Here is a 19,046-nt window from a genome sequence, read left to right as displayed (position 1 = left end):
TATTAATAAATTATGGAAACTAAAAGTTATAAAGAATATCTAGAACATATTACCACTTTTATATTTGATGTGGATGGTGTTTTAACTGATGGAACGGTAACCGTTTTAACATCTGGTGAAATGCTTCGTAAAATGAATATTAAAGATGGTTATGCTCTAAAAACAGCAATAAATAAAGGATACAAAATCTGTATTATTTCTGGCGGCTCCAATGAAGGTGTTCGTGCTAGATTACAAGGTTTAGGCATTACAGATGTGTTTTTAGGCTCACATGACAAAATTGAACAGCTAAATTTATATATGTCACAAAATAACATCAAGTTGGAAAACGTATTATATATGGGTGATGATATCCCCGATTATCCAGTTATGAAACTTGTAGGCTTACCTTGTTGTCCGCAAGATGCGGTTCCTGAAATTAAAGTCATTTCAAAATATATTTCTCATAAAAACGGTGGTCAAGGTGCTGTTCGCGATGTGATTGAACAAGTTTTAAAAGTTCAAGATAACTGGCAAGGTAATTTTGATGCCAAATATGATTAATTTCTTTTTTAATAAACCAGAATCTAACGCTTCACTAAACACCTACTAAAAATCAATTATGCAAAGTATTTTATCACTAATTCGTTGGAAAAATTTACTCATGATTGCCTTGGTGCAATTACTCATTAAATATGCTTTGTTGGAGTCTTTTGGTGTAACCATTACCTTAAACGGGTTTGGGTTTTCATTACTTATTATAGCAACACTATGTTTAGCTGCAGGTGGTAATATTATTAATGATATTTTCGATCAAGATACAGATGCTGTTAACAAACCCAAAAAGGTGATTGTTGGCAAATCCATTTCTGAAAAAACGGCTTACAGTCTTTTTATTGGCTTTAATGTGGTTGGTGTGCTTATTGGTTTCTATTTATCGCATTTGGTTGGCCGCTCTGGATTCTTCGCCCTTTTTGTGGTTGTTTCTGGACTACTTTATATTTATGCTTCCTATTTAAAGCAAATGATATTAGTTGGTAATATTGTTATTTCGGCATTGATTGCTTTAAGTATTATCATGGTGGGATTGTTTGAATTATTACCAGCCATTACACCGCAAAATCAAGAAACACAACTCACTTTCTTTAAAATTATATTAGATTACGCCCTGTTTGCTTTCTGCATTAATTTAATAAGAGAATTAGTAAAAGACATTGAAGATATTGATGGCGACTACAAAGTTGGCATGAACACACTACCAATTGCTATTGGTCGTGCTCGTGCAACACATGTTACGTTGGCACTGACGTTTATTCCGTTGGCTGCCGTTATCTATTATGTCATAACATATCTGTATCACAACCTATGGATTGTAGGTTATTTTTTAATTTTTATTATAGCGCCATTAATTTATATCATTATTCGTTTGTTTCAAGCAAAGCTAAAAACTGACTATCATTTTATTAGTAGTTTGCTTAAAATAATTATGCTTTTCGGAATGTTATCGCTGCTCATATATAAATATAAACTCCTTGGATAATGCTCAACGAACAATTAAAAAACTTCAGACTCATACTTGCTTCAGGTTCTCCGAGAAGGCAGCAGTTTTTTAAGGAATTGGAATTGGATTTTGAGATTATTTTAAAACCTATAAAAGAAGAATTTCCAGAGCGTTTAACTCATTTTGAAATCAGCGATTACTTGGCTCAATTAAAGTCCTTACCGTTTAAAGCCGATTTAAATCCCAGTGACATTCTCATTACCAGTGACACCATAGTTTGGCACAATAATAAAGCGCTTGGAAAACCTAAAGATGCAGAAGATGCTTTTAATATGATTAAATCCATGAGCAATACAACGCATGAGGTAATAACTTCGGTTTGTTTTACTACTATAGAAAAGCAGAAAACCGTAAATGCAGTCACTAAAGTCACATTTAAGGCGTTAACAGATGCCGAAATTAATTACTATATAAATACCTGTAAACCGTTTGATAAAGCTGGTGCTTATGGCATTCAAGAATGGATTGGACAAATAGGCATCACTAAAATTGAAGGGTCATATTTTAATGTGGTGGGATTACCAACGCATTTAGTTTATCAAACCCTTCAGCAATTTATTTCTTCTTAAATATACCATAAAACAAATCTATTTTCACAGTTTCTATACTATCTTTGCTCACTTAAAATATTGATTATTCATGGAGTTTTTTGAAACCTATAAATCTGAATTTTTAGCGAGTATTATCTTACTCGCCATTTTATTAATTATCCGTTTTATTGCTAAAACACTTATCAGGAAAATAGGTCATAAAGCTGGCATTAATGATGCGCGAATTCATTTAATTTCGCGTTATGCTACTGCTACCCTTGTTCTTATTTGGTTGTTAATTGAAACCATTATATTAGGTGCAAAATTTGAAGATTTAGCATTAGTTTTTTCTTCTGTATTTGCTATCATAGGAATTGCTCTTTTTGCTATATGGTCCATTTTAAGCAATATTACTTCAGGAATTATTATGTTTTTTAATTTCCCGTATAAAGTAGGAGACAAAATTTTAATCCACGATAAAGACTTCCCAATTGAGGCTATTATTGAAGATATTGCTGCATTTCAATTGCATTTACGTTTGGATAATGGGGATTTAGTAACCTATCCAAATAATTTAATTCTACAAAAACCAGTTACCCTACTAAAAAAGGATGCTATTGCCTTACCACTAGACGATGGTACTGATGCTATATAATTTTTTCAAATAATTGTTGTAAATTTCAATATTATGGGTAAGAAAAGAACATCAAAATACAAGAAACATGTTGGCAAATCGCCTGGTGCTATAGTTTATACAGGTGAAAAAAATGCACAAAAACTCTTCATTGAATCGTTTGACTACGGTCCCGATTTCATAAATGAGCAGGAACTTCAAAATATTGACGAGGTCTTTAAATTCAAATCCACCGATTCCATTACATGGATTAATATTAACGGACTAAATCACATTAACGAAATTGAAAAAATAGGCGCACATTACAATTTACATCCGCTTGTTTTAGAAGATATTGTCAACACATCTCAACGTCCAAAAATTGATGAATACGAAGATTATATTTTTGTGTCTTTAAAAATGCTGTATTATGATGTTGACGAAAATATTACCATCGAACAAGTCAGTTTTGTATTAGGAAAAAATTACGTGCTCACCTTTCAGGAATCCGAAGGTGATGTTTTTGATACGGTTCGGGAGCGACTGCGTGCTGGAAAAGGCCGAATTCGCACCTTGGGTTCTGATTATTTACTTTATGCTTTAGTAGATGCTGTGGTAGATCATTATTATATTGTGAGTGAAACCATGGGTAATAAAGTGGAAGATTTAGAAGACTTACTTTTTAGCGGAAACGTTAAAGACGATTTAAGCCAGCAAGTATTAAGCCTTAAAAAAGAACTATTAAAAGTCCGACGCTCTATATTTCCATTGCGTGAAATAATCAGTCGCATTCAAAAAAGTGATAGTGATTTGATTCTTAAAAAAAATCTTCAGTTTTATAATGATGTCTACGATCACATTATTCAATTATCCGATAGTATTGATATTTTCCGCGAAATGATTTGGAGTTTAATGGATATGTACATGACGACCATTAGTAATAAAATGAACGAGGTCATGAAAGTACTAACCATTATTGCTACTATTTTCATTCCTCTAACCTTTATTGCGGGTATTTATGGTATGAATTTCGATAATATTCCCGAATTACATAATCCCTACGGTTACTATATTTTATGGGGAATTATGTTCCTTATTTTTATTGGAATGATTTATTATTTTAAACGGAAGAAGTGGTTGTGATTTATAAAATAAGGAGCCATTAGATGACTCCTTTAAAATTACTATTTCTTTTTTTGAAATTTTTTTAGTGATGCAAAGAAAAGGTATTTGACTACTTTATTAACAATAAAAAAAATTATAACACCTATCAAATAAGCTAATATAAATTTTAAAATATTGTCATACCAAAGGTTTCTATAATTTTCATAAAAAGTTAATAGCAAGAGTAAAATGAAAACAAAACCAAAGTCATATATCTTGTCAGATTTTTTAATATTTCTATTTTTCATGACATGTTGTTTTAATTTCCGCCAAATATATCTATTATTAAATAGTAACTTTTTAGTTAAATCAAAAACATCACATTGGCGGAGGCGGTGGAGATCGCCTATTATTGTTTAAAGTAGAAAGATGCTCTAAATCCAATACTTTAAGTAAGTCACGCACATTATTTAATACCTTTTTTATTTTACCATCTTTATTAATTATAAAATGCGTAGGAAACATTTGAACGTTAAGTGAATCTGAAATAAAACTATTTTGATTAGGAATTACGGCATAATTAAATTGAGTATTTTTAAGAAAAACCTCCAAATCTGGCTTTGAATCTAATGCTAGGCTTACAAAAATTGTATCATTTGATTTTCTTCGTTTGTTGACAATTTTATTTAGAATTGGCATTTCTTCAACGCAGGGCTTACAAGCAACAAACCAGCATTTTAGAATGATTGTTTTTCCTTTCAGTGAATTTGTACTAAAAGAATTTCCTTCTAAATCTTCAAAATTAAATTCTGGAAAATACTTGCCTTCATAAGAATAATGATTCATGGCTATTTTTGCTCTTATTTTTACAATATGACTAACGCTTTTATTCGACGAATCACTCATTTTGAACAATTGGTATGCTTCTGCTGAATCCTTTCTTTTAATTTTCAAAGGAAGGTACTCGCCAGATGCTAATTCTTGTAAAAACAATTCTTTTGATATAATAATAGACCTCTCATCAACTCCTAAAAAATCTACATTCAAATCAATATTTTCATTATAATATGTAACCCATTTCTGGCTGTCATTTTCCAATGATTCCATGTGCCCAATTATAACAAACTCTTGCTTATCATTTAAACAAGAGCTAAATAAAAGTAAAACACCTAAAATTATATTGATTTTCATGGTTTAAAATATTTTTGGTGTTGTTAAGATATAAAAATAAGAGAAATATATTTCGTTAAAAAACCATTAAATCAAACCATCGAAGCAACTGACTTTATTATATTTGGTCTTTTATCACAAAGCCATTATGACGAAACAATTACGCATACTTTTTTTACTAGCTTTAAGCATTACATTTTCCTACGCACAACAGCCCAAAAAACCCAATAGCTCCGAGATTTATGAGTCCATTAAAAAACTCAACTTTTTAGGATCGGTTTTATATGTCGCAGCTCATCCAGATGATGAAAACACACGCCTTATTTCCTATATGGCAAATAACGTCAAAGCAAGAACTGCCTATTTATCCTTAACACGTGGTGATGGTGGTCAAAACCTCATTGGTCCAGAAATTCGAGAACTTTTAGGTGTTATTAGAACGCAAGAACTCTTAACAGCTAGATCTATTGATGGTGGCGAACAATTATTTACACGTGCCAACGATTTTGGTTATTCCAAACATCCAGATGAAACGTTAGCCATTTGGAATAAAGAAGCCGTTTTATCTGATGTGGTTTTAGCAATCAGACAATTTCAACCAGATATTATTATCAATCGTTTTGATCATAGAAGTCCAGGAAGTACACATGGTCACCATACCAGTTCAGCTATGTTAAGCTTGGAAGCTTTTGATTTGGTTGGCGATGCATCGGTTTATCCAAATCAATTAGATACTACTACAATTTGGCAACCACAACGTATATTTTTTAATACATCGTGGTGGTTTTATGGTAGCCAAGAGAAATTTGATAAAGCGGATAAAAGCAAATTAATTGGCTTGGATACCGGAATCTATTTTCCTTCTAGCGGTTTAAGTAACCCTGAAATTGCTGCGCTAAGCAGAAGTCAGCATAAATCACAAGGTTTCGGAAATACTGGAACTCGTGGTAGCGAAATGGAATATATTGAATTGATAAAAGGTACCATGCCAACCAATCAAACCAATTTATTTGAAGGTATTGATACCAGTTGGAATCGTGTAAAAGGTGGTGCCAAAATTGGGACTATTTTAAAAGATGTGGAAGCCAATTACGATTTTAAAAATCCTTCTGCTTCCCTTCCGAAGTTAGTTGAAGCCTATACAGGTATTCAGAATTTAGAAAACAAGCATTGGAAAACTATTAAAACCAAAGAAATTAAAGCCATTATTGCTGCTTGTGCTGGTTTATTTGTAGAAGCTGTTGCCGAAACGAATCAAGCGACATCAGGTGAAAGTATTCAACTAAATTTAGAAACTATTAATAGAAGTTCCGCAAAAATGACGTTGGTTTCATTCACCAATCCAGATGGATTAGAAGTTCAGAAAGGCATTGCGTTAAATGAGAATGAATCCATAAAAATTCAAGAAATATTTCACATACCAAATACCGATAATGCTCCTGTAACAACACCTTATTGGTTAATTGAAAAAGGAAGTTTAGGCATGTATAAAGTTTCGGATGAATCTCTAATCGGCAAACCGGAGTCACCAGATTATTTCAATGTAACTTTCAACGTGAATATAGCAGGAACGAGCATTCCATTTACCAAACCTGTAATTTATAAAACCAACGATCCTGTTAAAGGCGAAGTCTACAAGCCTTTTGAAATTATCCCAGAAGCTTCGGCTAGAATTGCTGAAAAGGTCATCATTTTTGAAACAGAAAACACCAAAGATATTCCGGTTAGCGTTAAAGCTGGTCATGATAATTTAGAAGGAACGGTTCGTTTATCAGTTCCTAAAGGCTGGAGCGTTTCTCCTGAAAACCATGATATCAACATCATTAATAAAGGCGAAGAACAAACGGTTTTATTTTCGGTAACGCCTCCTATTAATCAAAGTGAAGGTTCTATCAAACCAATTATTACGGTTAATGGGAACACCTACTCCAACGAACTCATAGAAATAGATTACGATCATATTCCTTACCAGACAGTTTTATTACCTAGCGAAAGCAAAGTGGTTCGATTAGATCTTAAAAAGAAAGGTGAAAACATAGCCTATATTGCTGGTGCTGGTGATGTAGTTCCAGAAAGTCTACAACAAATTGGTTACACAGTAACGACAATTGAACCAGAAGCAATCACCTCTGAAAACTTAAGTCGTTTTGACGCAGTTGTCATTGGAATTCGTGCTTATAATACAGTTGAAACTTTAAAATTCAAACAATCTGTTTTGTTCGATTTCGTAAAGAATGGTGGTAATATGGTGGTTCAATATAATACCAGCCGCGGATTAGTAACTGATGAATTGGCACCTTATACATTAGAATTATCGCGCGATCGTGTAACCGATGAGTTTGCCGAGGTTAAATTTTTAGCGCCAAATCATCCTGTTTTAAATATACCTAATAAAATAACGCAAACAGATTTTGAAAACTGGACGCAAGAACGTGGATTATATTTTCCAGATACATGGAGTAAAGACTTCACACCTATCTTGTCCATGCATGATAAAGGCGAATCTGCCAAAAAAGGAAGTTTATTAGTCGCACAATACGGAAAAGGGTACTACATCTATACAGGTTTAAGTTTCTTCAGGGAGTTTCCTGCAGGTGTTTCTGGTGCGTATCGCTTATTTGCAAATATTCTATCATTAGGAAAATAAAACTGAAAAACTAAAAACCATGAAGCCAGAAAAATACAAATGGGAAAAAATGTATACGATTTTACTCGTTGCTAATGCACTTTATATCATAGCGTTTTATTTCATCATGCAAGCCTTTTAACTATGCAAACTCTCGACTGGATTGTACTATCCATTACTTTATTTACAATTGTTGCTTACGGAACCTATCAAACACGAGGCAGTAAAAATGTTCAAGATTTTTTAAAGGGTGGTAATACCTCTAAATGGTACACTATTGGTCTGTCAGTAATGGCAACGCAAGCCAGTGCTATTACTTTTCTATCAACACCAGGACAAGCCTTTAATGACGGAATGGGTTTTGTGCAATTCTATTTCGGACTGCCAATTGCCATGATTGTCATTTGTATGGTATTTATCCCTTTGTATCACAGACTAAATGTGTATACCGCCTATGAATTTCTTGAAAATCGTTTCGACTTAAAAACCAGAACATTAACCGCTATCCTATTCCTTATTCAGCGTGGTTTGGCTGCTGGTATAACCATTTTTGCGCCTGCCATTATTTTATCAGTTGTATTAGGTTGGAATTTATTATTACTAAATGTCATTATCGGAATCCTTGTTATAATTTATACAGTTTCTGGTGGTACCAAAGCGGTAAATGTGACGCAGAAACACCAAATGGTCGTTATTTTTACAGGAATGATTATCGCTTTTATTCTTATTGTGAATAAACTACCAGAAAATATCACATTTAGCAATGCTTTGGATATTGCTGGTGCGAGCGGTAAAATGGAAATTTTAGATTTCTCATTCGACCTAAATAACCGCTATACATTCTGGAGTGGTATTATTGGTGGAACGTTTTTAATGCTTTCTTACTTCGGAACGGATCAAAGTCAAGTGCAACGCTATTTGTCTGGAAAATCAGTTCGTGAAATGCAATTGGGCCTTATGTTTAACGGGCTTTTTAAAATCCCTATGCAGTTTTTTATACTGTTGGTTGGTGTTATGGTATTTGTGTTTTATCAATTTAATAAAGCGCCAATTAACTTTAATCCTGTAGCAACTGAAGTGGTTTTAAATACAGAATACGCTGAAGAATACGAACAACTTCAAGCTGAACAAGATGCCATTTACGATACCAAACAATTATTAATCGCCGATTTTATAGCCAATAAAAATGAAGCTTCCATAGCAGGCGTTGCTTCTGCAAATGCTAAAAATGATAGTATTCGTGAGCGTGCGCGCTATTTAATTGATAAAGCTGGCGAAACTAAAGGTGTTAAAGTAGAAAGCAATGATAAGGATTATGTGTTTATCAACTTCATTTTAAACAATTTACCACGTGGTTTAATTGGTCTCTTATTAGCCGTTATATTAAGCGCAGCTATGTCAAGCACATCTAGTGAATTAAACGCCTTAGCTTCTACAACAACTATTGATTTATTTAAAAGAAACACGCGCGAAAGAACTGATACCGAAATGGTAAAAGTATCACGTTGGTTTACATTAGGTTGGGGAGTTATGGCTATTCTAGTTGCTTGTGTCGCCAATCTTGCCGAGAATTTAATTCAGTTAGTTAATATAATTGGTTCTATTTTCTACGGAAATGTATTAGGAATTTTCTTATTAGCCTTTTTTGTAAAAGCTGTTAAAGGTCGTGCTGTATTTATTGCAGCCATAATAACCCAATTTTTAGTAATCTCATTGTTTTTATTAGACTCGTATGAATACATAAATTTACCATTCTTATGGTTGAATTTTGTAGGATGTGCCATTGTTATGGCTATTGCTATAATGATTCAGTTTACGAGCAAAAAACTAATTTAAAGCATTAATAATCCATCTCCTTTTAGTTTTCTAATTGTCTAGTTCTCATACCTTTTTGTCAAATTAACTTGTCAATATGTAAAGTTTATTTTACATTTGAATTGTCAATTTAAAATCGGACAATTATGAAAACTAATTATTTATTGCCACACAAGTACAAGGTAGTTGGTTGGGTATTGCTTATTCTTGGACTACTTTCAGGTATCTTTTTATATGCTACAGATTTTGAACCTAATATAATAAAACTAAACGTTTTAAGCATTTATAATGGTGATAGTCTATTTACAGGAACTGAAGAAGGATGGTTTAAAATTATAAAGAATGGAATCGTTGATGAACTTTCAGCGCTCGCTATCATTATTGGTGGCTTAATAGTTGGTTTCACCAAAGAGAAAATAGAAGATGAATTTATTTACAAACTCCGAACCGAATCGCTGGTTTGGGCTATAATTGTAAATTATACCATTTTAGCGTTTGCTGTCATTTTTGTTTATGATATGCTATTTTTTAACGTGATGATATTTAATATGTTTACACCACTTTTCATCTTTATTATTCGCTTTAATTTCTTAAAATTAAAATCTACTAGCCATGACGAATAATTTAAAAGTAGAGCGTGCCAGACATAACATGACCCAAGCAGATTTGGCTGTGGCTATTGGAGTTTCCAGACAATCCATAAATGCCATGGAAAAAAACAAGTATGTACCATCTACTGTTTTAGCCTTAAAGTTAGCACGACTATTTAGCAAACCTGTTGAGGAATTGTTTCAATTAGATAGTACCGATTAACCATAAAAAAAAGCGACTCGGTTATACCAAGTCGCTTTTGTGTTTTATTTGGATTACTAATTAATTAGCTCCCCATTCTTTTAATGATTCCTCATTAAATTTCACATATTGCATGTTGCCAGCTTCTTTTGAAGCTTCCATAGATTTTTTAGCTAATTCAATAGCACCTTTAGTATCACCAGCTTTTGCATAAATTAAAGACTGCTGTCTTAATTGATAAAAAGCAGGTTCATCCATCATACTCATAGCTTTATCAATCCATTCTTTAGCTTGTTTAATGTCCTTACCTTCGCTGTAGTAGTACGCTGCAGAAGCGTAGTAATCACTAGCTTTCGGTGAACCATTTAAAGCATCATTAATAGAAGCTAAAACTTTAGAATCCGTAGGCACGGTAAATGGTACACCTATATATGTGTTTTCCCATAACATTTCTAAAGTAGCACCTCCTGTTTGGATGTTATTAATATCAATAGTAAATGTTTCAACAGTAAATGGAATTGGCTCTACCTTCACTTTGGCAATAGCAGCAACTTGACTTTCGTCCCATTTTTCTGGCGTTCCCCAGTTATTGGTATCTGAATAAAAATAAACTTCCCACATAGATTCTCCTGGCTTTGCAAAAATAGCATAAGAACCTGCTTTTAATTTATATTCGTTAATAGTAACAGGGTCACTAAATGTAATAATGGTATTCTTGTTAGCGCCTGTTCGCCACATTTTATCAAAGGCCTCAAGACCTCCAAATATTTTTCTTCCTTTAACACCTGGTCGTGAATATTCAATAGTCACATCAGTTAATCCAACCTTTTGTTCCACTTTACTTAACGGACTTGGTTGCGGTGTTGTTACTTGGGCTTGAATGCTAAATGTTAACACAAAAGTCGCTAAAATTAGTATTGCTTTTTTCATAGTAATTAAAATTAAATTGATTTATTTTTTATAGTCCACAAAAATACGATTAAACAGCTTAAAGCTTGTTAACTAAAGTATAAATTAATGCCTAATCATTAGAATCTTTAAAGTCCCATTTACTATAAATACTGCGTTGAATTTGACCAAAGTTTTCTAAATGATTCACATATTGATCCGTTGTTAAAATACCTTTTAATTCGCCATTCATTTTACCAACTAATACGTTATATTTTTCGTGTATTTCATCACGTGTGTAACTTTTATCTGAATCGTTTAAGCGGCTCATATCAAAGACATACTTATTTACAATACGGTCATATTCATCACGGAGCTCTGGTGATAATTTCATGTCATTAACACGATCATAAAACCAGCGCTGCATATTTGCTCGCTCTTCAATAGAATAAATGGTATCTACTTTTACTTGCTGAAGTTCCGATTCTTTAACGGTTTTGTTTTGAGCAAAACTCATGTTTGCTACTAATAAAAAAATACCTAAATATAGTATGTGACTTGTTTTCATAAATGTTAAGTTTTCTTTAACAAAGATACTATTTTTTATCAATGGATGACGTACTATTTTAGGACTCACAAAATTACTGTTTAACTTTTACTTAAATCACTTAAACATTTTGTACCTTTACACAAGAATTTAATTATTATGGCAAAAAAGAAAAATATCACCCAAGACAAGCTTATTTCATTCTACATGGATCATGTTTTAATGAACAACCATGCACCAAAAACCGTGTATGCATTTGCAAAAGACAACAATTTTGAGGAAGCTGATTTTTATAAAAACTTTGCTTCTTTTGAAGCTTTAGAGAAATCTATTTTCAAAGCATTTTTTGAAAACACCTTACAAATGTTAGAGAAAAGCGACGAATATCAACATTTTGATGCTAGAAATAAACTATTAAGCTTTTATTTTACCTTTTTTGAAAATCTAACGGTAAACCGAAGTTATGTAGTTTATGCGCTTGAAAACAAAGGTTTAAAATCATTAAGTACGCTTTCTGAATTACGCCACGCCTTCAAAAAGTATATTGATACATTAGAAATTGAAACTCTTGATGTTAAGGAACCTCGTATTGTAAAACTTCAAGATTACTCTAAACAAGAATCTTTTTGGATTCAACTTTTAATGATTATAAAATTTTGGTTAGATGACACATCACCTTCCTTTGAAAAAACAGACATTTTTATTGAAAAATCGGTGCACGCTGGTTTTGATTTAATGGATATCAAACCACTAAAAAGCGTTTTAGATTTAGGGAAATTCCTCTTTAAAGAAAAAATGCAGTAAAGCCTATGAAAACAATTGATAGTATTCCGACAAGCAAAATACAGCGTGCTAGCAAACTGGTAAAAACAGGCGCTAAAGTTGGTGTGAATTATTTAAAATATTATGGTGATAAACTCACCAAAACTGAACAGGAAGCTAAAGAGAAACTAAACCAGAATAATGCGGAAGATATTTATGATGGCTTAAAACAATTAAAAGGTAGCGCACTTAAAGTTGCCCAAATGTTAAGCATGGAAAAAAGTATTTTACCACAGGCTTATGTGGAAAAATTCTCGTTAGCACAGTTTTCTGTTCCACCATTATCACCACCTTTAGTAGTAAAAACATTTAGAACCTATTTTGGAAAACCACCAGAAGAAATTTTTGACACCTTCAATTCCACTTCGGTCAATGCTGCTAGTATTGGACAGGTTCACATGGCCGAAAAAGATGGAAAAAAGTTGGCTGTAAAAATCCAATACCCTGGTGTTGCCGAAAGTATCCAATCCGATTTGGCCATGGTAAAACCCATCGCTATTAAAATGTTTAACATTAAAGGTAAAGATTCTGATAAATACTTTAAGGAGGTTGAAAATAAACTAGTTGAAGAAACAAATTACATCTTAGAGCTTGAACAAAGTCAAGAAATAGCCAAGGCATGTTCTCATATTCCCAATTTAAAATTTCCCGAATATTATCCAGAATTATCCTCCGAACGGATTATCACTATGGATTATATGACTGGCGATCATTTATCTGAATTTACGGTAAAAAACACCAATCAGGATTTGGCAAATACAATCGGACAATCGCTTTGGGACTTCTATATGTTTCAAATTCATAAGCTCAAAAAAGTTCATGCCGATCCGCATCCTGGAAATTTTTTAATTTCAGAAGAAGGCAATTTAATAGCGTTGGATTTTGGATGTATGAAAACCATACCTGAAGATTTTTATGTGCCGTATTTTGAATTAGCTGAAAAAGAAAGCATAGAAAACCCGACTATCTTTCGTGAAAAAATGTTCAAATTAGAAATATTAAGACCAGACGATTCGCCAGAAGAATTAGAATTTTTCTCAAATATGTTTCATGAAATGTTAAGTATTTTCACGCAACCATTTCATGCGGAAACTTTCGATTTTTCGGATCCGTCATTCTTTGGCCGTATTGCAGACTTAGGTGAGAAATATTCAAAAAACACCGAATTGCGCAAGATGAATGGAAATCGAGGTTCCAAACATTTTATTTATATAAACCGAACGTTTTTTGGGTTGTATAATTTAATGTTCGATTTAAAAGCGAAAGATGTAAAAATCAATAATTTTTATAACCTATAATGAAGCATTTTAGCCATGAAGATATTTCGGAGTTGGAACACCTATATAAAATAAACCTTATAAATAGTTGTTCTGGTTTTAAATCGGCCAATTTAATTGGCACCAAATCTGTAGATGGCATTGAAAACGTGGCTATATTTAGTTCCGTTACGCATCTTGGTTCAGATCCACCTTTATTGGGTGTTTTTATGAGACCAACAACGGTTGCCAGAAACACCTATGATAATATAAAGGAGACTGGTTTTTACACATTAAATCATGTGCATGAATCTATAGTTTCTGAAGCGCATCACACATCGGCTAAATATGATAAACAGATTTCTGAATTTGATGTTACCTCTTTAAAAGCCGAATATAAATCTGGAATAGATACGCCTTTTGTAGAAACAGCACCTGTACAGATGCACATGGAATTTATTGAGGAATACAACATTAAATCCAATGGAACCATATTAGTTATTGGTAAAATAAAAAATCTATTTATTCAAAATCATTTATTAGAAACTGATGGTTTCGTTAATTTATCCAAGGCACAAGTTGTCACCATCAATGGATTAGATGGCTATGCTATTCCAGAATTAAAGGAGCGTCACGCGTATCAACGACCGAAACCAATTTAAAATACCCAATAAAAATGAAAATTCTTGTCACAGGTGCAACAGGTTATATTGGCAAACGCTTAATACCATTACTTGTTCAAGATGGTCATCACGTTATTTGTGTGGTTCGCGACATTTTAAGAGCCGATAAGCTTTATGTTGAAGATCCTCATATCGATTTTATTGAAGGTGATTTTCTAAAACCAGAAACATTAACTAACCTTCCGGAAGATATTGATGTGGCTTATTATTTAATCCACTCCATGTCTAATTCCTCCAAAGATTTTGAAGATTTAGAAGCGCGTTGTGCCGAAAATTTTAAAACTGCCATTACAAAAACCAATGTTCAACAAGTTATCTATTTAAGCGGTATTACTAATGATAAAGAGTTATCTAAACATTTGCGCTCACGCAAACAGGTTGAAGAAATTCTAAAATCTGATAGTTATGCCACCACTATTTTCAAGGCAGGAATTATTGTAGGTTCTGGAAGCTCATCATTTGAGATTATTCGCGATTTAGTAGAAAAATTACCTTTTATGATTGCACCAAAATGGCTTAATACCAAAACACAACCATTAGCCGTTCGGGATGTTTTAAATTATTTATCAAAAGGTGCTGGAGACAAACGGTTATATAATCAGTCTTATGATATTTTCGGCCCTGAAGTGCTCACATACAAACAAATGTTATTGGAATTTGCCGAAGTCCGTAAACTCAAACGCTACATTTTAACAGTTCCAGTTATGACACCCAAGTTATCATCATACTGGTTGTATTTTGTTACATCAACATCCTACAAATTAGCATCGTCTTTAGTGGATAGTATGGGTGTTCAAATAATTGGTAAACCAAGCAATATAGAGGAACTTTTAGATGTAAAACCTTTGTCATATAAAGAAGCTGTTTCCTTGGCTTTTGAAAAAATAGAGCAAAATAGTATTATTTCTAGTTGGAAAGATTCCATGGTGAGTAGTGGACGACTTAAAGATAGTTTTCATAAATATGTGAATGTGCCAAAGTATGGTTGTTTTAAAGATTACAAGGAACGTCCAGTTACAGACCCAGAAGAAACTATTCGGAAAATTTGGGCAATTGGCGGCAATACTGGTTGGTATTATGGCACGCGTTTATGGCGCTTACGTGGCTATATGGATAAAATGGTTGGCGGTATTGGCTTACGTCGTGGACGCACAAGTCCAACCGAATTACATGTAGGTGATTCACTCGATTTTTGGCGTGTTATTTTTGCCGATAAAGACAAACAAAAGCTCCTACTCTATGCTGAAATGAAATTGCCTGGCGAAGCATGGTTAGAGTTCAAAATTGAAGATAATAAACTGAAACAAACCGCAACATTTAGACCACGTGGATTAGCAGGACGACTGTATTGGTATAGCGTATTGCCGTTTCATGGTTTTATTTTTACAGGTATGATTAACAAACTTGTCACCTAGTTGACGAAATTAGATTTATTATTTTCTATTATCATTTTTAAAACAAATATCTCAATATCTAATTCTATCCCAAACAATTGTTAATTTTTGTTTAACTTCTACTAATAATTGTTAAACATTTTGTAACTTTGATATTAAATGCAAGTAATTTGATATTAAACAGTACATATCACGACAAAGGACATAAAGAAGTTATTTCGGACCTCATTGGAAAGCCTTATAGTTTTTTTCAGGCTATGAGGCTAAAAGGTATTGGGTCTAAACGTATGGTTATTAACGAGACTAGTCCTAATTTACAACCCTATTTAAACCGCGTGTCAGATATAAATTATGCAAATATTGAAATGCGTTCGGGTGGTATTATAATTTATATCAATAAAGGTTTACAAAATTTTTCGTGGGTAATTCCATATTATCAAGTGGTATTATATAAAACCAATGGTGCGAGTATCCATGCTCAAGGAAAATTTATCAACTTTAAAAACAATACCATGTTTAAAGAAAACAAAATCTTCTTTAAACGCTTATTAGACGCTAAGGTGGTTTATGACCAACGTTTTAATTTTAGAGATTCATGACAGTATTTACAGAACGTGAGATTGACAGAATTATTGAAATGGCCTGGGAAGATCGAACCACATTTGAAGCTATTCAGTTTCAATTTGGATTAGAAGAGCAGGATGTTATAAACCTTATGCGACGAGAAATGAAACCAAGCAGTTTCAAAATGTGGCGTAAACGGGTTCAAGGCAGAAAAACAAAACATGAAAAATTACGCGCTTTTGAAAAAGGACGTTTTAAATGCAGTAGACAAAAACAAATTACCCACAATAAAATAAGTAAACGCTAATGGTGCTTTGCCTTATTAAGAAAATAAGGACAGCACGTAATAAAAAGAGAGTATGAAAATACAAACAAAATCTAATAATCAAAATCCCAACGCTTTAAACGGTTTTTCTACTGATATGATTGGTGACGATCATTTGTCAACTGGTTTAGAAACACCTATGAAATCTGACGCTTTTAAACTTTCTGATTCAGAAAAAAAGGAACGTATTTCTGTATTATTTGAAGAAATTATGGATGTTTTGGGATTAGATTTAAACGATGACTCCCTTAAAGGAACACCAGATCGTGTTGCTAAAATGTATATTGATGAAATATTTTCTGGTTTAAATCCCGAAAACAAGCCAAAAATTGCCTTATTTGAAAATAAGTACCGTTATAATCAAATGGTTCTAGAAAAAAATATTACCTTTTACTCCAATTGCGAACATCATTTTGTACCCATCATTGGTAAAGCACATCTGGCCTATATTTCTTCTGGAAAAGTAATAGGATTATCAAAGCTAAACAGAATTGTGCAATATTTCGCAAAAAGACCACAGGTACAGGAACGTTTAACAAATCAAATAGCTAACGAACTCAAAACTATTTTAGACACAGAAGACATAGCCGTTATTATAGATGCCAAGCATTTGTGCGTGTCTTCACGAGGCGTTAAAGATGATGCCTCTGCAACCGTTACTGCTTATTATGGTGGTGCATTTAATTCACCAGAAAAAATAATCGAATTACAAAACTATTTAAATCATTAAATTATGGATACAATAGAACGCGCTCTAGAATTTGAGCAAACCAATCTAAAATCATTATCCACAAGCGATAGAATAAAAATATCTAGAGAAGCTAAAGAACTTATCTTGGAATTAAACACAATTTACAAGAAAAAGAAGGACGAAAGCATCATGGATATTATGAAGCGTTTAACAGCGATTAAGCAAAAAGTTGAAAAACGCTTAAAAGGAAGGCCTTTAACAGCATAGACTAGTTATATAATGAAAACATATATTATTGTTGGTGGTAGCAAAGGCATTGGTCGCGCAATTTCCGAGAAATTATTAGAAAATCATTATGTTATTAATTTAAGCAGATCTAAACCTGATTTTGATCATGATAATTTAAAACATTATTCGGTTGATATTTTAAGTGATGAATTACCTGATTTAGATCAAGCTGATGGCTTAATATATTGCCCTGGAAGTATCAATTTAAAGCCAATTGGCCGTTTAGATTTAGATGATTTTCGTTCAGATTTTGAAATTAATGTTATTGGTGCTGTTAAAGCAATTCAAAAATACCTCCCAATAATTAAAAAAGGAGATAAACCATTCATGTTATTTTTCAGTACAGTTGCTGCAAAATTAGGGATGCCGTTTCATGCTAGCGTGGCTGCTTCAAAGTCGGCTGTGGAAGGTTTGGTAAAATCGGTTGGTGCCGAATTAGCACCTACAGTTCGCGTAAACGCCATTGCTCCTACTGTTACGGATACCGAATTAGCTTCAAAATTATTACGAAACAAAAAAATGATTGATAATATTACGGAGCGCCATCCCCTTAAAAAATTCTTAAATCCAACTGAGGTCGCCGAAATGGCTTCCTTTTTAATATCCGATCATGCAGCCTCTATTTCTGGCCAAATTTTCGAAATGGATTGTGGCATTGTATCATTCAAAATATAACTCATGAAACACGTATTTACACTTATAATTATGTTTAGTTTATTTAGTAAAAGTCAAGCACAAACCGAACCAACACAATCCATTTATGATATTGCAATCAATGGTTTAAATGGTGAGCCCCTGAATCTATCAGATTATAAAGGAAAACATATCTTATTTGTGAATGTAGCTTCCGAATGTGGTTTTACTGGTCAATATGAAGATTTACAAAAGCTATATAACACCTATAAAGACAACCTCATGGTAATTGGCGTTCCATGTAATCAATTTGGTGGACAAGAACCAGGAACAGCAACCGATATCCAAACGTTCTGCCAAGCTAATTATGGTGTGACATTCCAAATGACCGAAAAAGTGGATGTTAAAGGCGACAACCAACATGCGCTTTATAACTGGTTAACGAATCAAGCTTTAAACGGTAAATCTAGTTCCAGTGTTAAATGGAATTTCCAAAAGTATTTAGTTGATGGAAACGGACAATTAGTAGACTATTATTTCTCGGTTACCAATCCTATGAGTGGAAAAATTACTAAAAATTTAACGCTATAATTATGTTCGGACTCTTTAAATCAAAATCTGAAATTGAAAAACTTCAGAAACAGTATGAAGTTATAATGAAAGATTGGCATCGACTATCTACAACCGATAGAAAAGCCAGCGATTTAAAATACGCTGAAGCTCAAAAAATCGCCGATAAAATAGACGTTTTACAAAACAAGTAAT

The 19,046-nt window shown here is 33.0% G+C and carries 23 protein-coding genes; 20 read left to right on the top strand and 3 right to left on the bottom strand.

Annotation, left to right across the window (positions count from 1 at the left end):
- The first annotated feature begins 12 nt into the window (after positions 1-12).
- The 5 genes from ES675_RS06405 to corA all read left to right on the top strand — a co-directional run bounded on the left by ES675_RS06405 (position 13) and on the right by corA (position 3,826).
- Complete coding sequence (locus ES675_RS06405; protein ID WP_066255172.1) at positions 13-543, top strand: KdsC family phosphatase; 531 nt, start codon at positions 13-15, stop codon at positions 541-543.
- A gap of 58 nt (positions 544-601) precedes the next feature.
- Positions 602-1,519: a geranylgeranylglycerol-phosphate geranylgeranyltransferase gene (locus tag ES675_RS06400; protein ID WP_082985982.1), complete on the top strand. Its 918-nt coding sequence runs from the start codon at positions 602-604 to the stop codon at positions 1,517-1,519.
- On the top strand, positions 1,519-2,109 hold the full coding sequence (locus ES675_RS06395; RefSeq protein WP_066255175.1) for a Maf-like protein: 591 nt from the start codon (positions 1,519-1,521) through the stop codon (positions 2,107-2,109). Before ES675_RS06400 ends, ES675_RS06395 begins: the two co-directional genes overlap by 1 nt.
- A gap of 70 nt (positions 2,110-2,179) precedes the next feature.
- A complete protein-coding gene (locus ES675_RS06390; RefSeq protein ID WP_066255178.1) occupies positions 2,180-2,725 on the top strand; it encodes a mechanosensitive ion channel domain-containing protein in 546 nt (181 codons plus the stop codon).
- Positions 2,726-2,758: 33 nt separating this feature from the next.
- A complete protein-coding gene (gene corA, locus ES675_RS06385; RefSeq protein WP_148367331.1) occupies positions 2,759-3,826 on the top strand; it encodes a magnesium/cobalt transporter CorA in 1,068 nt (355 codons plus the stop codon).
- A 339-nt stretch (positions 3,827-4,165) separates the two neighbouring features.
- On the opposite strand, the gene ES675_RS06380 is transcribed toward corA, so the two are convergent.
- Positions 4,166-4,978 (bottom strand): TlpA family protein disulfide reductase, encoded by an 813-nt coding sequence (locus tag ES675_RS06380; protein WP_066255185.1) that lies wholly within the window; start codon positions 4,976-4,978, stop codon positions 4,166-4,168.
- A 127-nt stretch (positions 4,979-5,105) separates the two neighbouring features.
- Between ES675_RS06380 and ES675_RS06375 the strand changes: the two genes are divergently transcribed.
- The 4 genes from ES675_RS06375 to ES675_RS06360 all read left to right on the top strand — a co-directional run bounded on the left by ES675_RS06375 (position 5,106) and on the right by ES675_RS06360 (position 10,211).
- Positions 5,106-7,604: a PIG-L family deacetylase gene (locus ES675_RS06375; protein ID WP_066255187.1), complete on the top strand. Its 2,499-nt coding sequence runs from the start codon at positions 5,106-5,108 to the stop codon at positions 7,602-7,604.
- Between the two features lie 123 nt (positions 7,605-7,727).
- A complete protein-coding gene (locus tag ES675_RS06370; RefSeq protein WP_066255193.1) occupies positions 7,728-9,419 on the top strand; it encodes a sodium:solute symporter in 1,692 nt (563 codons plus the stop codon).
- A gap of 125 nt (positions 9,420-9,544) precedes the next feature.
- Positions 9,545-10,021 (top strand): hypothetical protein, encoded by a 477-nt coding sequence (locus ES675_RS06365; protein WP_066255195.1) that lies wholly within the window; start codon positions 9,545-9,547, stop codon positions 10,019-10,021.
- Positions 10,011-10,211: a helix-turn-helix transcriptional regulator gene (locus ES675_RS06360; RefSeq protein WP_066255197.1), complete on the top strand. Its 201-nt coding sequence runs from the start codon at positions 10,011-10,013 to the stop codon at positions 10,209-10,211. Before ES675_RS06365 ends, ES675_RS06360 begins: the two co-directional genes overlap by 11 nt.
- A gap of 60 nt (positions 10,212-10,271) precedes the next feature.
- Here the strand turns inward: ES675_RS06360 and ES675_RS06355 are convergent, their stop codons facing one another.
- Both ES675_RS06355 and ES675_RS06350 read right to left on the bottom strand, forming a co-directional pair.
- A complete protein-coding gene (locus tag ES675_RS06355) occupies positions 10,272-11,120 on the bottom strand; it encodes a DUF2911 domain-containing protein (protein ID WP_066255201.1) in 849 nt (282 codons plus the stop codon).
- A 91-nt stretch (positions 11,121-11,211) separates the two neighbouring features.
- A complete protein-coding gene (locus tag ES675_RS06350) occupies positions 11,212-11,646 on the bottom strand; it encodes a hypothetical protein (protein ID WP_148367329.1) in 435 nt (144 codons plus the stop codon).
- Positions 11,647-11,784: 138 nt separating this feature from the next.
- Here ES675_RS06350 and ES675_RS06345 point away from each other — a divergent pair, with 138 nt between their 5' ends.
- The 11 genes from ES675_RS06345 (at position 11,785) to ES675_RS06295 (ending at position 19,045) form a co-directional block, all read left to right on the top strand.
- Complete coding sequence (locus tag ES675_RS06345; RefSeq protein ID WP_066255208.1) at positions 11,785-12,429, top strand: TetR family transcriptional regulator C-terminal domain-containing protein; 645 nt, start codon at positions 11,785-11,787, stop codon at positions 12,427-12,429.
- 5 nt (positions 12,430-12,434) lie between these two features.
- Entirely contained in the window at positions 12,435-13,745 is a 1,311-nt protein-coding gene (locus tag ES675_RS06340; protein WP_066255210.1) for an ABC1 kinase family protein, read from the top strand.
- Entirely contained in the window at positions 13,745-14,365 is a 621-nt protein-coding gene (locus tag ES675_RS06335) for a flavin reductase family protein (RefSeq protein ID WP_066255213.1), read from the top strand. Before ES675_RS06340 ends, ES675_RS06335 begins: the two co-directional genes overlap by 1 nt.
- A gap of 14 nt (positions 14,366-14,379) precedes the next feature.
- Positions 14,380-15,801 (top strand): SDR family oxidoreductase, encoded by a 1,422-nt coding sequence (locus ES675_RS06330; protein ID WP_066255217.1) that lies wholly within the window; start codon positions 14,380-14,382, stop codon positions 15,799-15,801.
- Positions 15,802-15,950: 149 nt separating this feature from the next.
- Positions 15,951-16,379 (top strand): hypothetical protein, encoded by a 429-nt coding sequence (locus tag ES675_RS06325; protein WP_066255261.1) that lies wholly within the window; start codon positions 15,951-15,953, stop codon positions 16,377-16,379.
- On the top strand, positions 16,376-16,651 hold the full coding sequence (locus tag ES675_RS06320; RefSeq protein WP_066255220.1) for a TIGR03643 family protein: 276 nt from the start codon (positions 16,376-16,378) through the stop codon (positions 16,649-16,651). Before ES675_RS06325 ends, ES675_RS06320 begins: the two co-directional genes overlap by 4 nt.
- A gap of 52 nt (positions 16,652-16,703) precedes the next feature.
- A complete protein-coding gene (gene folE, locus ES675_RS06315; RefSeq protein ID WP_066255224.1) occupies positions 16,704-17,399 on the top strand; it encodes a GTP cyclohydrolase I FolE in 696 nt (231 codons plus the stop codon).
- 3 nt (positions 17,400-17,402) lie between these two features.
- The gene (locus tag ES675_RS06310) at positions 17,403-17,627 is read left to right on the top strand and encodes a hypothetical protein (RefSeq protein ID WP_066255228.1); all 225 of its coding nucleotides are present in this window, start codon (positions 17,403-17,405) and stop codon (positions 17,625-17,627) included.
- A gap of 12 nt (positions 17,628-17,639) precedes the next feature.
- The gene (locus ES675_RS06305) at positions 17,640-18,323 is read left to right on the top strand and encodes an SDR family NAD(P)-dependent oxidoreductase (protein ID WP_066255232.1); all 684 of its coding nucleotides are present in this window, start codon (positions 17,640-17,642) and stop codon (positions 18,321-18,323) included.
- Between the two features lie 30 nt (positions 18,324-18,353).
- Entirely contained in the window at positions 18,354-18,872 is a 519-nt protein-coding gene (locus ES675_RS06300; RefSeq protein WP_066255234.1) for a glutathione peroxidase, read from the top strand.
- A 2-nt stretch (positions 18,873-18,874) separates the two neighbouring features.
- Positions 18,875-19,045, top strand: a complete 171-nt coding sequence (locus tag ES675_RS06295; RefSeq protein WP_148367327.1) for a Lacal_2735 family protein — start codon at positions 18,875-18,877, stop codon at positions 19,043-19,045.
- Position 19,046 lies beyond the last annotated feature (1 nt).

The organism is Algorimicrobium algoritergicola, assembly GCF_008086165.1.
GTDB lineage: Bacteria > Bacteroidota > Bacteroidia > Flavobacteriales > Flavobacteriaceae > Algorimicrobium > Algorimicrobium algoritergicola.
This window is presented reverse-complemented; position numbering and strand designations above follow the sequence as displayed.

Bases quoted from the DNA above. Each gene is read 5' to 3' on its own strand.
- ES675_RS06405 (WP_066255172.1), top strand. From the start codon at position 13: ATGGAAACTAAAAGTTATAAAGAATATCTAGAACATATTACCACTTTT.
- ES675_RS06400 (WP_082985982.1), top strand. From the start codon at position 602: ATGCAAAGTATTTTATCACTAATTCGTTGGAAAAATTTACTCATGATT.
- ES675_RS06395 (WP_066255175.1), top strand. From the start codon at position 1,519: ATGCTCAACGAACAATTAAAAAACTTCAGACTCATACTTGCTTCAGGT.
- ES675_RS06390 (WP_066255178.1), top strand. From the start codon at position 2,180: ATGGAGTTTTTTGAAACCTATAAATCTGAATTTTTAGCGAGTATTATC.
- corA (WP_148367331.1), top strand. From the start codon at position 2,759: ATGGGTAAGAAAAGAACATCAAAATACAAGAAACATGTTGGCAAATCG.
- ES675_RS06380 (WP_066255185.1), bottom strand. From the start codon at position 4,978: ATGAAAATCAATATAATTTTAGGTGTTTTACTTTTATTTAGCTCTTGT.
- ES675_RS06375 (WP_066255187.1), top strand. From the start codon at position 5,106: ATGACGAAACAATTACGCATACTTTTTTTACTAGCTTTAAGCATTACA.
- ES675_RS06370 (WP_066255193.1), top strand. From the start codon at position 7,728: ATGCAAACTCTCGACTGGATTGTACTATCCATTACTTTATTTACAATT.
- ES675_RS06365 (WP_066255195.1), top strand. From the start codon at position 9,545: ATGAAAACTAATTATTTATTGCCACACAAGTACAAGGTAGTTGGTTGG.
- ES675_RS06360 (WP_066255197.1), top strand. From the start codon at position 10,011: ATGACGAATAATTTAAAAGTAGAGCGTGCCAGACATAACATGACCCAA.
- ES675_RS06355 (WP_066255201.1), bottom strand. From the start codon at position 11,120: ATGAAAAAAGCAATACTAATTTTAGCGACTTTTGTGTTAACATTTAGC.
- ES675_RS06350 (WP_148367329.1), bottom strand. From the start codon at position 11,646: ATGAAAACAAGTCACATACTATATTTAGGTATTTTTTTATTAGTAGCA.
- ES675_RS06345 (WP_066255208.1), top strand. From the start codon at position 11,785: ATGGCAAAAAAGAAAAATATCACCCAAGACAAGCTTATTTCATTCTAC.
- ES675_RS06340 (WP_066255210.1), top strand. From the start codon at position 12,435: ATGAAAACAATTGATAGTATTCCGACAAGCAAAATACAGCGTGCTAGC.
- ES675_RS06335 (WP_066255213.1), top strand. From the start codon at position 13,745: ATGAAGCATTTTAGCCATGAAGATATTTCGGAGTTGGAACACCTATAT.
- ES675_RS06330 (WP_066255217.1), top strand. From the start codon at position 14,380: ATGAAAATTCTTGTCACAGGTGCAACAGGTTATATTGGCAAACGCTTA.
- ES675_RS06320 (WP_066255220.1), top strand. From the start codon at position 16,376: ATGACAGTATTTACAGAACGTGAGATTGACAGAATTATTGAAATGGCC.
- folE (WP_066255224.1), top strand. From the start codon at position 16,704: ATGAAAATACAAACAAAATCTAATAATCAAAATCCCAACGCTTTAAAC.
- ES675_RS06310 (WP_066255228.1), top strand. From the start codon at position 17,403: ATGGATACAATAGAACGCGCTCTAGAATTTGAGCAAACCAATCTAAAA.
- ES675_RS06305 (WP_066255232.1), top strand. From the start codon at position 17,640: ATGAAAACATATATTATTGTTGGTGGTAGCAAAGGCATTGGTCGCGCA.
- ES675_RS06300 (WP_066255234.1), top strand. From the start codon at position 18,354: ATGTTTAGTTTATTTAGTAAAAGTCAAGCACAAACCGAACCAACACAA.
- ES675_RS06295 (WP_148367327.1), top strand. From the start codon at position 18,875: ATGTTCGGACTCTTTAAATCAAAATCTGAAATTGAAAAACTTCAGAAA.